At 71.0% G+C, this 14,332-nt stretch carries 13 protein-coding genes; 4 read left to right on the forward strand and 9 right to left on the reverse strand.

The window, feature by feature from the left end; translation table 11 throughout:
- Positions 1-147 precede the first annotated feature (147 nt).
- Complete coding sequence (locus ACFHWY_RS12820) at positions 148-1,464, forward strand: D-arabinono-1,4-lactone oxidase (protein WP_416580388.1); 1,317 nt, start codon at positions 148-150, stop codon at positions 1,462-1,464.
- Positions 1,465-1,644: 180 nt separating this feature from the next.
- Here ACFHWY_RS12820 and topA read toward each other — a convergent pair whose 3' ends face one another.
- The 6 genes from topA to ACFHWY_RS12850 form a co-directional block, all read right to left on the reverse strand.
- Positions 1,645-4,428, reverse strand: a complete 2,784-nt coding sequence (topA, locus tag ACFHWY_RS12825; protein ID WP_416580389.1) for a type I DNA topoisomerase — start codon at positions 4,426-4,428, stop codon at positions 1,645-1,647.
- Positions 4,429-4,741: 313 nt separating this feature from the next.
- A complete protein-coding gene (locus ACFHWY_RS12830) occupies positions 4,742-5,527 on the reverse strand; it encodes a hypothetical protein (protein WP_416580390.1) in 786 nt (261 codons plus the stop codon).
- Positions 5,518-6,063: a hypothetical protein gene (locus ACFHWY_RS12835; protein ID WP_416580391.1), complete on the reverse strand. Its 546-nt coding sequence runs from the start codon at positions 6,061-6,063 to the stop codon at positions 5,518-5,520. The genes ACFHWY_RS12830 and ACFHWY_RS12835 overlap by 10 nt, the downstream gene beginning before the upstream one ends.
- A 115-nt stretch (positions 6,064-6,178) precedes the next feature.
- Positions 6,179-8,575 (reverse strand): sodium-translocating pyrophosphatase, encoded by a 2,397-nt coding sequence (locus ACFHWY_RS12840; RefSeq protein ID WP_416580392.1) that lies wholly within the window; start codon positions 8,573-8,575, stop codon positions 6,179-6,181.
- A gap of 280 nt (positions 8,576-8,855) precedes the next feature.
- Positions 8,856-9,290, reverse strand: a complete 435-nt coding sequence (locus tag ACFHWY_RS12845; protein WP_416580393.1) for an ATP-binding protein — start codon at positions 9,288-9,290, stop codon at positions 8,856-8,858.
- A complete protein-coding gene (locus ACFHWY_RS12850; protein WP_416580394.1) occupies positions 9,290-9,631 on the reverse strand; it encodes an STAS domain-containing protein in 342 nt (113 codons plus the stop codon). Before ACFHWY_RS12850 ends, ACFHWY_RS12845 begins: the two co-directional genes overlap by 1 nt.
- 234 nt (positions 9,632-9,865) lie before the next feature.
- On the opposite strand from ACFHWY_RS12850, the gene ACFHWY_RS12855 reads away from it, so the two are divergent.
- The 3 genes from ACFHWY_RS12855 (at position 9,866) to ACFHWY_RS12865 (ending at position 13,206) form a co-directional block, all read left to right on the forward strand.
- Entirely contained in the window at positions 9,866-12,220 is a 2,355-nt protein-coding gene (locus tag ACFHWY_RS12855) for a DEAD/DEAH box helicase (protein ID WP_416580487.1), read from the forward strand.
- A gap of 90 nt (positions 12,221-12,310) precedes the next feature.
- Positions 12,311-12,517: a hypothetical protein gene (locus tag ACFHWY_RS12860; protein ID WP_416580395.1), complete on the forward strand. Its 207-nt coding sequence runs from the start codon at positions 12,311-12,313 to the stop codon at positions 12,515-12,517.
- A 110-nt stretch (positions 12,518-12,627) separates the two neighbouring features.
- Positions 12,628-13,206, forward strand: coding sequence for a hypothetical protein (locus ACFHWY_RS12865; protein WP_416580396.1), 579 nt, complete (start codon positions 12,628-12,630; stop codon positions 13,204-13,206).
- Positions 13,207-13,345: 139 nt separating this feature from the next.
- Here ACFHWY_RS12865 and ACFHWY_RS12870 read toward each other — a convergent pair whose 3' ends face one another.
- From ACFHWY_RS12870 to ACFHWY_RS12880, 3 genes are read right to left on the reverse strand one after another with little or no spacing between them, the layout of a single operon-like run.
- Positions 13,346-13,801, reverse strand: coding sequence for an Rv3654c family TadE-like protein (locus ACFHWY_RS12870; RefSeq protein WP_416580397.1), 456 nt, complete (start codon positions 13,799-13,801; stop codon positions 13,346-13,348).
- Positions 13,798-14,166 (reverse strand): TadE family type IV pilus minor pilin, encoded by a 369-nt coding sequence (locus tag ACFHWY_RS12875; protein WP_416580398.1) that lies wholly within the window; start codon positions 14,164-14,166, stop codon positions 13,798-13,800. Before ACFHWY_RS12875 ends, ACFHWY_RS12870 begins: the two co-directional genes overlap by 4 nt.
- Complete coding sequence (locus tag ACFHWY_RS12880) at positions 14,163-14,330, reverse strand: DUF4244 domain-containing protein (RefSeq protein ID WP_221086552.1); 168 nt, start codon at positions 14,328-14,330, stop codon at positions 14,163-14,165. The genes ACFHWY_RS12875 and ACFHWY_RS12880 overlap by 4 nt, the downstream gene beginning before the upstream one ends.
- Positions 14,331-14,332: the final 2 nt, after the last annotated feature.

A 14,332-nucleotide genomic window follows, 5' to 3' on the forward strand; every position in this document is an offset into this window, starting at 1 on the left:
CTCGCCACCCCCTCTCGACGGATGAACATATCTGCACGTCACGAAACCGTGACTACCGGTACAACGAGCGGACCTCGATTGCGGTGTTTACCAGGAACAACGTTCCTGATATGAATTCGGTTCGTATTCATCTTGAGGAGCGCGCCGATGGCCCCGACCAGATCCGCCGATGCCGCCACCTGGACCAACTGGGCCGGCAACCAGCAAAGCCGCGCCCTCGCTGTCCTCCGACCGTCCTCCGTCGCAGAGGTTGCCGAGCAGGTCCGCGCAACCGCCGAGGCCGGTGAGCGGATCCGCCCCGTCGGTAGCGGCCACTCCTTCACCCCCGTCGCGGTCGGCGACGGCAGACGGATGGACCTTGCCCGGCTCGCCGTCGACGTACTCGTGGACGTCGATCAACGTCTCGTCACCGTACCGGCCGGAATGACGCTGCGGGAGCTGAACGCCCTACTCGCCGGCCACCGGCTGGCGCTACCCAACCTCGGCGACATCGACGCGCAGACCGTGGCCGGAGCGATCGTCACCGGCACCCACGGCACCGGCGCGGCACACGGTGGCCTGGCCACCTTCGTCGAGGCGCTGACCCTGGTCACCGGGGCCGGTGAGGTGCTGCGCTGTTCGGCCGACGAGCGGCCCGACGTGTTCGACGCCGCCCGGGTCTCACTCGGCGCGCTCGGCGTACTCGTCGAGGTCACATTGCGGTGCGTGGACGCCTTCGTACTGCGTGCGCACGAACGCCCGGCGTCCCTGGACTCCGTACTGGCGGAGCTTCCCACACTGGTCGACGCACACGATCACGTCGAGTTCTTCTGGTTCCCGTACACCAGCCAGGTGCAGCTGAAGACAAACGATCGGGTGCCCATCGACGACCGGCCGTTGTCTCGCTGGCGCAGCTGGCTGGAGGACGACTTCCTGGCCAACACCGTCTTCGCCGGGGCCTGCCGGCTCGGCCGCGCGATGCCGACTCTCGCGCCCACAATCAGCGCACTCTCCGCCCGGGCGCTGACCGAACGCGGCTACACCGGCCGCTCCGACGCGGTCTTCTGCAGCCCGCGCCGCGTCCGCTTCCTGGAAATGGAGTACGCGCTACCACGCGAAGCACTGGTCGACGCCCTCGGCGCGTTGCGCCGGATCATCGACAGGCTGCCGTTCAAGGTGCTCTTCCCGGTCGAGGTGCGGTTCACCGCCGCCGACCGGATCCCACTGTCGCACTCCTACGGGCGTGACTCGGCGTACCTTGCCGTGCACCAGTACGTCGGCATGCCCTACGAGCCGTACTTCCGTGCCTTTGAGAAGGTGGCGACCGAACTGGGCGGCCGCCCACACTGGGGCAAACTGCACTGGCGCGACGCCGAGTCGCTGGCCCCCGCCTACCCCCGCTGGCACGACTTCCAACGGATCCGCGCCCACCTGGACCCCCACCGCACCCTGACCACCCCCTACCTGACCACCCTCCTCGGCTGAGAATGAACGCGGCCGCAGCATCCCGCCCCACCCACCCCACCCCAACCCACGCCGCCCGCCTCGCCCCGCCTCGCCGATCTAGGGCAGAGTGTCGTTAGTCGATCTTCAGCCACAGCGAAAGCCCCTAGATCGACGAGGCGGTCGGGGCGGGGTGCCTAGCAGGCCGAGATCAGGGCAGGGTCAGTCGGTGGTGCGGGTGGCGGTGGTGGTGGTCTTCTTCGCCGTGGCGGTCTTCTTCGTTGCGGTGGCCTTTGCGGGGGTCTTCTTCGCGGTGGCCTTCTTTGACGGGGCCTTCTTTGACGGGGCCTTCTTCGGGGCCGGACCCTTTGCCCGCTTCTCGGCGAGCATCTCGGACGCCTCCACCAGGCTCAACTCCTCGGGGGTCTGACCGCGCCGCAGGGAGGCGTTGGTCTCCCCGTCGGTGACGTACGGGCCGAACCGGCCATCCTTGATGACCAGCGGCTTCTCGGTCAGCGGGTCGGCGCCCATCTCCCGCAGCGGCGGAGCCGCGGCCCGGCGCTGGCGGGTCTTCGGGGCGGCCAGCAACGCCAGCGCCTCGTCCAGCGTGACGGTGAACATCTTGTCTTCCGAGTCCAGCGAGCGGAACTCGTCGGCACGCTTGACGTAAGGCCCGTAGCGGCCGCTGTTGGCGACCACCTCAGCGCCGTCCGGCCCCACGCCGATCAGCCGGGGCAGGCTGAGCAGCTTGAGCGCCTCGTCGAGGGTGATCGAGTCCGGCGACTGCGACCGCAGCAGCGAGGATTTCCGGTCTCCGCTGGCCACGTACGGGCCGAACCGGCCGGACTTGAGCAGGATCGGCTCCCCGGTTGCCGGGTCGTCGCCCAGTTTGCGTTCGCCACCGCCGCCGAGGAACAGCTCGTGCACCTTCTCCGGGGTCAGTTCGTCCGGCGCCAGCCCCTCGGGGATCGGAGCCCGGTCGCCCGGGGTGGTGCCCTCCTCGCCCTCCCCGGCGGAGGTCTGCTCCTGGCCGGGCGTCGAGCGTTGCAGGTACGGCCCGTACCGGCCGACCCGCACCACCACCTCACGTCCGCCGTCGTCGGTGTACAGCGGGATGGAGTTGACGCTGCGCGCGTCGATGTCGCTGAGGTTCTCGGTGACCAGCTTCTTGAGCCCACCGGAGCGGGCGATGTCCTGGTCCCCGGCGCCGTTGGTGGTGCCGAAGTAGAAGGCGGTGAGGAAGTCGACGGCGGCGTGGTCACCACCGGCGATCTCGTCCAGCTCGTTCTCCATGCTGGCGGTGAAGTCGTAGTCGATCAGGCGCGGGTAGTGGCGCTCCATCAGCCCGATCACCGCGAACGCGAGGAACGACGGGATCATGGCCTGGCCGCGCTTGGCGACGTACCCGCGGTCCTGGATCGTCTGCATGATCGAGGCGTACGTGGACGGGCGGCCGATACCCAACTCCTCCAGAGCCTTGACCAGCGACGCCTCGGTGTAGCGGGACGGTGGCTGGGTGTGGTGGCCCTGCGCGGCCAACTCCTGGGCGGTGAGCGGCTGGTCCTTCACCAGGTTGGGCAGCCGACGCTCGGCGTCCTCCGCCTCGGCGTTCTCGTCGTCGCTGGACTCGACGTAGGCGCGCAGGAATCCTGGATCGGTGATGGTCTTCCCGGTGGCGCCGAAGTCGGCCTCCTCGCCGGCGGCGGTGGTCGCCCGGATGCGGACCGAGACGCTGGAGCCGACCGCGTCGGTCATCTGCGAGGCGATGGTACGCCGCCAGATCAGCTCGTAGAGCTTGAACTCCTCGGCCGACAACTCCTCGGCCACCTCGCCCGGGGTGCGGAAGTTGTCGCCCGCCGGACGGATCGCCTCGTGCGCCTCCTGCGCGTTCTTCACCTTGCCGGTGTAGCGGCGCGGCTCCGGCGGCACACTGCGCTCACCGTACAGCTCGATGATCTGCCGGCGGGCCGCCGCGATAGCGGTCTCCGACAGGTTCACCGAGTCGGTACGCATGTAGGTGATGTAGCCGTTCTCGTAGAGCCGCTGCGCCGTGCGCATCGTCTGCTGCGACGAGAGCCGTAGCTTGCGGGCCGCCTCCTGCTGGAGGGTGGAGGTGATGAAGGGCGCGTACGGCCGACGCCGGTACGGCTTCTCCTCGACCCGCGTGACGGCGAACGGCCGCCCGTCCAGCCGGGCGGCGAGCCCGCGGGCACCCCCCTCGTCCAGGTGCACGACGCCCGCCCCGGCCCGAACGCGACCGGTGGTCGGCTCGAAGTCCTTGCCGGTGGCGATCCGGTCACCGTTCAACGCGACCAGGGTGGCGTTGAAGTTGCGTGGCCCTTCGCCCGGGTTGGTCACGGCGAGCGTGGCGAGGATGTCCCAGTACTCGGCGGTTCGGAATGCCATCCGCTGCCGCTCCCGCTCGACCACGATCCGGGTCGCCACGGACTGCACCCGGCCCGCCGACAGCCTCGGCATGACCTTCTTCCACAGCACCGGGGAGACCTCGTAGCCGTAGAGCCGGTCGAGGATGCGCCGCGCCTCCTGGGCGTCGACCAGGTCTCGGTCGATCTCGCGCGGGTTGGCCACCGCCGCCTCGATTGCCGGTTTGGTGATCTCGTGGAAGACCATCCGCCGGACCGGCACCTTCGGCTTGAGCGTCTCCACCAGGTGCCAGGCGATCGCCTCGCCCTCACGGTCCTCGTCCGTGGCGAGGAAGATCTCGTCGACCTCCTTGGCCAGCTTGGTCAGCTTGCTGATCTGCTGCTTGCGGTCGGCGGAGACGACGTAGAGGGCGTGGAATCCGTTGTCGACGTCGACCCCGAGCCGGGCCCATGCCTCGCCCTTGTACTTCGCCGGCACGTCGGCGGCGTTACGCGGCAGGTCGCGGACGTGCCCGAAGCTGGCCTCCACGACGTACCCCGGGCCGAGGTAGCCCGAGATCGTCTTGGCCTTCGCCGGAGACTCGACGATGACCAGACGGGTGGTTCCAGCGTTGCTCGGCACGTCTGCTTCGACCTCATTCCTGACTAGATGGCCGCGCCTGGCCGGCTCCGGGCGGACTCCACCCACCGGTACCCGGCGGTCCGGATGTCCAACGTAACGCGCCGTCCGTGTTTCAGGTTTCGCGGGCGGCAATCTGCCCAGGACGATCTGATGGTCACGTCGACCGGCGTCACCGTACACCCTGGGTAGGGCGTCGAGCGGCCGCTGTAACCATCGCAGCCCCTCGGTGGAGGTAGCAGCCTGCCGATCCGCCCTGTGTTCCCCGACACCCGAGATGTCCAAGATCAGACAGCCGGAAGCCATCGGCCCGACCTCACCCGCGGCTCGGCCAGGCGGCCATCGGGGCCGCAGCCGGCCGCTCGCCGACCAACTCAGCCAACCGCAGCGTGCGCCGGCGTCCCCTGATCAGGTAAGTGGCGCCGCCCGGACCCGGCTCGACCAGATCACCGGCCAAACCCGCCCGGGCCAGGGCGGCACCGACCACCGACCACCGCTGCGCATCGGAGCCACCCAGCCGGAGCAGGAAGTCCGGTGGTTCGGCCACCCCGGCCGCGACGAGCCAGAGGCGCAACCGCCGGCCGTCGAGCTGGAACCCGGGCGGCGGGTGCTGCGTCGGGCCGCGCAGCCAGGCCGCCGCGAGCGGCACGATCGTCCGGGTGTACGCCGTGCGGATCGCGTACCGGTGGTCCTCGGTGGCCGCCCAGCTGGCCCGGACACCCCGCTGGGCCAGCTCGCCGACAAGCACGTGTACCCGCCACGCGGCGTCCACCACCACCGAAAGCCGGGCGGTACCGCCCATCCGCTGCACCTCGCCCGGTCCGGCGAGCAACCCGGCGAGATCGACAACCGAGGGTTCGCCGGTCTCGGCACCGAAGAAGACCAGTTGCCGGTCGGCGCCGGCCGGCTGCCCCGTGACCGGTTCCGGAGCGTCGTCGCCGGCCGGCGGATCGGCGCCCAGCTCCCCGGTGCCGGCACTCGCGGTGGCCCGTCGACCGCCGGGTCCTCGCCGGCGTGCTGCCGGCGGGGGCGGGTCGGGCGTCGGGAAAGCCACCGGCAGCGACTGCGCCGCCGGCATCTCCCCGGAACCGCTCAACGGCATTCAGGTACCTCGTCGAAGGCGCGCTTGAGTTCCTCAGAGTCCAGCCGGCTGGTGTCCAGCGCGCTCGCGTCGTACTCCTGCTGGAGGGTCCCCACGGTGCTCCGCACGCCGTCGTAGAAGGCGGTGGCCTCGCCGGTGGCCAGGCCGTCGATGGCGGACCGGGCCCGGCCGTAGGCGTCCCGCATCGATGCGAGCGAGGACCGGAAACCGGCGGAGACCTCGGCACCGTGCTCGGCCTGGGGCACCCCCGCCTGCTCCACCTTTTTCCGGGCGGTCTCGCTTGCCTGCTCGGCCCCGCCGAAGAGCCGAACCAGGTTCTCCTTGGCCTGAGCGGGGGTGGTCTGCGCGGTCATCTGCTGGTGCGTGCTGCTGGTCAACTTGCTGATCTCGGCCCGCCAGGGGTTCAGCGCCGAGCACACCGAGGCGGCCCAGGCCCGTGGGCTGGGACCGTTTGACCCGCATCCGGCGGCCAGCAGGACCAGCGTGGCCAGGACCACCGTGAGCTTTCCGGCGGCTGCCGCCCGGCACGTACGCATGCGTTGCAGGGTACGGCGTCAGGCGCGGCTGGGCACCGGTCAGGCGTACCGGTCCGGACGGGCGACCGGTCCCCGGTCGGCGGTTGCCGACCGGGGACCGGAGGTTCCATGCCGATCAGGCTTTGATCGACTCCGGACGAGGGTCCACGGTGCCGGCACCACTGTCGGTGTCGTCATCCATCGCGATGCCCTTGCGCTTGCTGAACACCACCGACGCGACGATGATCGCCGTCGCCACCACCGCGATGGTGATCCGCAGGCCGACGTTGCGCTCGTCGCCCACGCTCCAGGCCACCACTGCCGGCGCGATCAGCAGCGCGACCAGGTTCATCACCTTCAGCAGCGGGTTGATCGCCGGGCCGGCGGTGTCCTTGAACGGGTCACCGACGGTGTCGCCGATGACGGTCGCGGAGTGCGCCTCGGAGCCCTTGCCGCCGTGCGCGCCGTCCTCGACCATCTTCTTGGCGTTGTCCCAGGCGCCGCCGGAGTTGGCCAGGAAGACCGCCATCAGCGTGCCGGCCCCGATCGCACCGGCCAGGTACGACGCCAGCGCGCCGGGCCCGAGGCCGAAGCCGACCGCGATCGGCGCCAGGATGGCCAGCAGGCCGGGGGTCAGCAGCTCACGCTGCGCGTCCCGGGTGCAGATGTCCACCACCTTGCCGTACTCCGGCCGCTGGGTGCGGTCCATGATTCCGGGCAGCTCACGGAACTGCCGGCGGACCTCCATCACCACGGCGCCCGCCGAGCGGGAGACCGCGTTGATGGCCAGGCCGGAGAAGAGGAACACCACCGCCGCACCGATGATCAGGCCGACCAGGTTCTGCGGGTTCGACACGTTCAACGCGTTGAGGATCATGTCGTTGACGTCGCCCACACCCGCATCCGCGTACGCGCTGCGCAGGGTGTCGGTGTAGGAGCCGAACAGCGCGGTCGCGGCCAGCACCGCGGTGGCGATCGCGATGCCCTTGGTGATCGCCTTGGTGGTGTTGCCCACCGCGTCCAACTCGGTGAGCGTCCGTGCGCCGTGCTCGTCGATGTCGCCGGACATCTCGGCTATGCCCTGGGCGTTGTCCGAGATCGGGCCGAACGTGTCCATCGCGACGATCACGCCGACCGTGGTGAGCAAACCGATACCGGCCAGCGCCACGGCGAACAGCGAAAGGGTGATGGAGCCGCCACCCAGCAGGAACGCGCCGAACACACCAGCGGCGATAAGCAGCGCCGAGTAGACCGCCGACTCCAGGCCGACGCTGATGCCGGCGAGGATGACGGTGGCCGCGCCGGTCTGCGAACTCTTGCCGATGTCCTGCACCGGGCGCCGGTTGGTTTCGGTGAAGTAGCCGGTGAGCGCCTGGATGGCGGCGGCCAGCACGATGCCGATGACGACCGCGCCGATGACCACGCCACGCGGGCCGAAGAGCGGGTCCCCGCCGTTGACGTTGAGGGTCTCCCGCCAGTCGTCGCCGAGCTGCGCCGCCCACGACGGCTGCAGGTAGGCGAACGTGGCCACCGCGACCAGCACCGCCGAGATCAGCGCGGAGAAGTAGAACGCCCGGTTGATCGCGGTCAGGCCGTTGCGGTCGGAGGGACGCAGCCGGGTGATGAAGACGCCGATGATGGCGACCAGCACACCGATCGTGGAAATGATCAGCGGCAGCACCAGACCGTCGGAGCCGAACGCGGCCCGACCCAGGATCAGCGCGGCGACCAGGGTGACCGCGTACGACTCGAACAGGTCGGCGGCCATGCCGGCACAGTCTCCGACGTTGTCGCCCACGTTGTCGGCGATGGTCGCGGCGTTACGGGGGTCGTCCTCGGGGATGCCCTGCTCGACCTTGCCGACCAGGTCGGCGCCCACGTCGGCGGCCTTGGTGAAGATGCCGCCGCCGACCCGCATGAACATGGCCAGCAGCGCGGCACCGAAACCGAAGCCCTCCAGCACCGTCGGCGCGTCACCCCGGAAGACCAGCACGACCAGCGCGGCACCGAAGAGACCGAGGCCGACGGTGAGGAAGCCGACCACGCCACCCGTCCGGAAGGCGATCTTCATGGCCGTCTCCCGGCCACCTTCGCGCTCCCGTGCGGCGGCCGCCACCCGCAGGTTGGCCCGGGTGGCCAGCCACATGCCCGCGCCGCCGATGAAGGCGCTGAACAGGGCGCCGACCACGAAGAAGAGCGAACGGCCGATCTTCACCGCGATCTCGCTGCCGTCGGTGTTGTGCACCGGCAGCAGGAACAGCAGCACCACGGCGATCACCACGAAGATCGCCAGGGTGCGGAACTGTCGGAAAAGATAGGCCGAGGCGCCCTCCTGCACGGCCCCGGAGATCTCCTGCATGTTGGTGGTGCCCTTACCGGCCGCCAGCACGGTCTTCGTCAACGCGGCGGCGAAGGCGAGCGCGACCAGCGCGATCACCGCGGCGATGACGACGTACGTGACATTGGCTCCGGTGAGGGAGAGCGCGCCGACCTCGGCGGCGCCGCCGCCTTCGGCGGCCAAGCTGTCGGACATCTGTGTCCTCCTGTGCCGAACAATGCGCCGGCCGATGGAGACGCACCGACCGGCGCCTGGATGCGAATTAGCAAGCGCGCCGACCGACTCCGGCAGACCGGCGTCGAACGCCTATCTGCGCTGGTGGATCACTTGCTGACAACCCGGGTACTGTAGCCGTCCGCAGTGTTGGAGGTCACACCGAGGGGGCGGGATGTCTCGATGATCTCCGTCGCTGTGTTACGAATCGAAATCTGATATAGGAACGGACACATGACACGCGGTCAGTGCGTGACCGCGGTCAGTGCGCGACCGGCCAGATCATCCGCACCTCGGTGCCGATGCCGTCGTCGACCGGCCGGACCTGAAGGTCCTCGACGAATCCAGCGAGCAGGGCGAAGCCGACACCGGTGGTCAGGTCGTCCTCGTCCAACGACTCGTTGGCCAACTGGTCGGCGTCGAGCGCGGCAAGTCCGATACCCGCCTCGATCGGGGCCCGGTCCACCACCCGCACCGAGTACGCCCCGGAGTCGGACATCTCCACCAGCACCGACTCGGAGAGGCCGTACTGACGGTGCAACGCGACCGCCCGGGTGCACGCCTCACCGATGGCCAGCCGCACCTCGTCGAGCAGGTCCTCGCGGACGCCCGCACGTCGGGCCACCGCGACACCGACCAGGCGGGCGGTCCGCACGTGCACCGGCGCGGGAGAGAAGGAGAGCCGGACCGTGGCCATCACTTGCCGGTACCGGTCGCCGCTTCGACCGTCCTGTGCAGCGGGAACACCTGGTCCAGTGCCGTGATCCGGAAGATCTTGAGCAGTGGCTCCTTGTCGCACACCAGGGCGAAAGTGCCGTCGGCGGTACGCAACCTCTTGAGAGCGCCGACCAGGACACCCAGCCCGGTGGAGTCGAGGAAATCCACCCGGCCGAGGTCGACCACCACGTGCCGGACCCCGCCGTCGATCAGTTCGAGGAGCCGCTCGCGCAGCCGGGGGGCGGTGTATACGTCCACCTCACCGCCGACCTCGAGCACCGTGTGCTCCCCCACGGTGCGGGTCGCCAGCGACAGCTCCATCGGTCCTCCCTCGGACAGCCGTAAACTCTGTTGGCATCTAACCACTACCCGAAGGACCGGCGGACGACTCACCTGGGCAGGTCCACCCGTATCCGGCACGCCGATTTCCCATTCCCGAACACCAGTGCGAGAGTGCAGGACGTGACCTCGGCAGCCACCGTATCCGCCGGCAGCGGCCCGGAGCGAGCACCGGGCACCGCCCGCGCCGGCCCGCCGGCCACAGCGCCGGGAGACCTGCTGCGCCGGCTGCGCCAGCGACACGGCACCGATCCGGTCACACACGTCGAACGGGTACCACCCCGCGACGGGTTGCCGGCGCGGTGGCCGGACTGGGCACCGGAGGAGCTACGGCTGGCGTACCGCCGGCGCGGGGTGGCCTCGCCGTGGCGGCACCAGGTCGAGGCGGCCGGCCTGGCGTACCACCGCCGGCACGTGGTGGTGGCCACCGGCACCGCGTCCGGCAAGTCGCTGGCCTACCAGCTGCCCGCCCTGGCCACGCTGCTCGCCGACCCCCGCGCCACGGTGCTCTACCTGGCACCGACCAAGGCACTCGCCGCCGACCAGCTACGCGCCGTCGCCGCGCTCGAGGTCGAGGGCGTACGGCCGGCCTGCTACGACGGCGACACGCCGCGCGCCGAACGGGAGTGGATCCGGCGGCACGCCCGGTTCGTCCTCACCAACCCGGACATGCTGCACCACGGCGTCCTACCCGGCCATGCCCAGTGGTCGGGGTTCCTGCGCCGGCTGGTGTACGTGGTCGTCGACGAGTGCCACGTCTACCGGGGCGTGTTCGGTTCGCACGTCGCCCACGTGCTGCGCCGGCTGCGACGCCAGTGCGCCCGCTACGGGCGCGCCGACGGCCCGACGTTCGTGCTGGCCTCCGCGACGTCGGGCGATCCGGCCGCGGCGGCCGGCCGGCTGACCGGCCTGCCGGTGGCAGCCATCACCGAGGACACCTCACCGCGGGCCGGGGTGACCTTCGCGCTCTGGGAGCCGCCGCTGCTTGCCCCGGACCGGTCCGCCGCGGCACCAGAATGCGGGCCCGTGGACGGGCCGATCGCCGAGCCCGATGTCACCCAGGTCCGCCGGTCGGCGCTGCGCGAGACCGCCGACCTGCTCGCCGACACCGTCGCCGCCGGGGTACGCACGCTGGCCTTCGTCCGGTCCCGCCGGGGCGCCGAGGTGGTGGCGACCAGCGCCCGGCGCAGTCTCGACGAGGCGGTACCCGGGCTCGGTGGCCGGGTCGCCGCGTACCGGGCCGGCTACCTGCGCGAGGAGCGCCGCGAGTTGGAGCGGGCACTGCTGCACGGCGACCTGCTCGGGTTGGCCTCCACCAACGCTCTGGAGCTGGGGGTCGACCTGATCGGCCTGGACGCGGTGCTGATCTGCGGCTATCCGGGTACCCGGGCGTCACTGTGGCAGCAGGCCGGACGGGCCGGCCGGGCCGGCCGGGAGGCGCTGGCGGTGCTGGTGGCCCGGGACGACCCGCTGGACACCTATCTGGTGCACCACCCGGAGGCGGTGTTCGGCGCGCCGGTGGAGGCGACCGTGCTCGACCCGGCCAACGGGTACGTCCTCGGCCCGCAGTTGGCCTGCGCGGCGGCCGAGGCGCCACTGACCACCGCCGATCTGGAGCTCTTCGGTGCCGGCGCGAAGGAGGCCGTCGAGGCGTTGGTCCAGGCGGGTGCGCTGCGGCAGCGGCCGACCGGCTGGTACTGGCGGCATCGGGAACGGCCCGAGGTGGACCTGCGCGGCGCGGGCGGAGCCCCGGTCTGTGTGGTGGAGGCGGCGACCGGTCGGCTGCTCGGCACGGTCGACGGAGGCTCGTCGCACTTCCTGCTGCATGCCGGCGCGGTCTACCTGCACCAGGGCGTGTCGTACGTGGTCGACTCCCTCGACCTCGCCGACGGATGCGCGCTGGTGCACCCGCAGGAGCCGGACTGGTCCACCCACGCCCGGGACGTCACCTCACTGTCGGTGGTGTCGGTGCGCTCGTATGTCGACGCCGGCCCGGTCGGGATGTTCCTCGGCGAGGTGGACGTGACCAGCCAGGTGGTGTCGTACCAGCGGCGGCGGATCGCCACCGGCGAGGTGATCGACACCCGCCCGCTGGACCTGCCCGCGCGCGAGCTGCGCACCGTCGCGGTCTGGTTCACCATCTCACCGCAGTCGCTGGCCACCGCCGGCGTGGATCCGGCCGACGTGCCGGGGGCGCTGCACGCCGCCGAGCACGCGGCGATCGGGCTGCTGCCGCTGGTGGCCACCAGCGACCGGTGGGACATCGGCGGGCTGTCCACGGCGGTGCATCCGGACACCGAGGCACCGACCGTCTTCGTCTACGACGGCCACCCCGGGGGTGCGGGCTTCGCGGAGCGGGCGTACGGCATGGCCGCCGCCTGGCTGCGAGCCACCCGTGTCGCGGTCGCCGAGTGCTGCTGCGAGGCCGGCTGCCCGTCCTGCGTGCAGTCGCCCAAGTGCGGCAACGGCAACAACCCGCTGTCCAAGTCCGGCGCGATCCGGGTACTCGACGTGGTGCTGTCCAATCTGCCGGAGGGACAAGGGCAGGCCGGGGTGGCCGGGCAGGCATGAAGTCGGCGTCTTCCGGGCAAGAGTTTGGGAACGCTTCCATCGAGCGCCGTGCTTGCGTTTGCCGTCTCGCCCGCACATGGAGGAGGGGCCGTGGCCGACACCATCGCCGAGACCGTCGACCTGCTCTACACCATCGATCAGGAGAAGCTCGACATCGATCAGCAGATCGCGCTGGGTACGGCGCTCGCCACCCTGGCGCAGGCCGAACGACTGGATCAGATCAACGAGCGGCTCCGCACGATCCACCAACTGCTCACCACCTGGACTCACCGGGCTGCCACCGACGGCACCCGCTGACGGCGAGCCCGGCGGCCCGCCACCCGGCCCGATCCGGACCGGACCGGTCCTGCGGACAGGCGGTTGCCGGGCTGTGCGACACTCCGGCGCACCACATCTGAGGAGTTCTCATGCAGCTCGACAGCTTGCAGACGCAGCAGCAGTTCCACATCCGCCAGCGGGTGCGGTTCATGGTCAACCAGTACGAGGTCCACAGGGTCGCACCGGACGGCTCCGAGGGTGGGCTGCTGGCCTTCGCCCAGCAGAAGCGACTCGCCTTCAAGGAGCAGGTGACGATCTACACCGACGACACCAAGCAGCAGCCCCTGCTCGGCTTCAAGGCCCGCCAGCGCCTCGACCTCGGCGCCACGTACGACGTCACCGACCACGCCGGCAATCCGGTCGGACTGTTCCGCAAGGACTTCGCGCAGTCGCTTCTCCGCTCGACCTGGCACGTCGAGCAGCCCGGCCTGCCCAACGTCACCGGCCAGGAGCGCAGCATGCCGGTGGCGCTGGTACGCCGGTTCGTCGAGTCGCTGTCCTGGCTGCCGTACCACTTCGACTTCGTCGCGGACGGCCAGCCCATCTTCACCGTGGTCAAGAAGTGGGGCCTGCGTGACCGCTACGTCGTCGAGATTCAGAACCCGCAGATCGACCGGAGACTGGTGATCGCCATGGCTGTCGCCCTCGACGCCCTCCAGGGCCGCTGACCCCGGCCGACCTCCGCGTTCACCGGCTCGCCGCTCTCGACGGGCTGGCTCTCCGATCACGGCGGGCCGGCCCGCTGGTCGACCCGGCTGCCGTGACACGGAAGAGCCAGCATGGCGGCGTCCGCCCCGTCGGCCTCGGTCAGCCACGCAGCGGCCCGGCGCGACTGGTGGCCCGGGCAGTCCGGGACATCCCCGGCAGCGGGTCCACGATCACCTCCGCGGTGACCAGCACGTCGAGCCCGTCGAGCCGGCACCAGACCAGCCGGGCGCCGTTCGCCGCGACCAGCTCCGCCCCCCGGGCGCAGGCCGCCGGCTCGTCCGCCAGCGCGCGGGCCGCGCCGGCCAGGGCACCGAAGTCGGCGGCGACGTGGGCCTGCTGACGCGCCACCCGGGCCGCGCCCACCCCGGCACCGAAGAAACCGGCCACGACGAACAGCAGGCCCACCGCGAGCAGACAGACGGTCGCCCCACCGCGCTCGTCACGCCTACCCGCCCGCCGGGCACCAGCCGGCGGGACAGCCGAGTCGGCCGCTGTGCCGCCGACCGCTGCGCCCCCGCCACGATCCACGCCTGCGGCACCCGCCACGGCCGTCATGGCCGCGGCTCCGGTGGGCCCGGCTCGACAGCCGCGACGGCCGTGGCCACGACAGTGATCGCGGGAAGGTTGGCGCCGAGCGCACGGACCGGAGCCCGGACAGTCGCCCGGACTAGCTCACCGTCGGAGTCAACGACCACCTCCGCGCCCGCCGGGGCCTGCCGGCTGCCCGCCGCGGAACCCTGCTCGCCCCGGGAGGCGGCGAGGGCCGCCTCCCGGGCCGCGTCCAGGCAGGCTGCCTTGGTGCTCACGGCGTTGACCGCGGTCAGCCCAGCGAGCAGGAGCAACACCAGCGCCGGCAGACCGGCCGCCAGCTCGGCGGTGAAGGACCCCCGGTCGCGACCGGCCGGCCGGCGCCCGGTCAATTCAGTGCCCGGTCGATGACCGCAGTCAACGCGGACTGCACGCCGTCGGAGGTCAACACCTTCAGCAGGACGCCCCCGAAGGCGACCGCCGCGAGCGTCCCGACGGCGTACTCAGCGGTGTTCATCCCGGCGTCCCCGCGAAGGCGGGCGAGAATTCTTCGCATGT

This window comes from Micromonospora sp. LOL_024 (assembly GCF_048060415.1).
Classification (GTDB): Bacteria; Actinomycetota; Actinomycetes; order Mycobacteriales; family Micromonosporaceae; genus Micromonospora.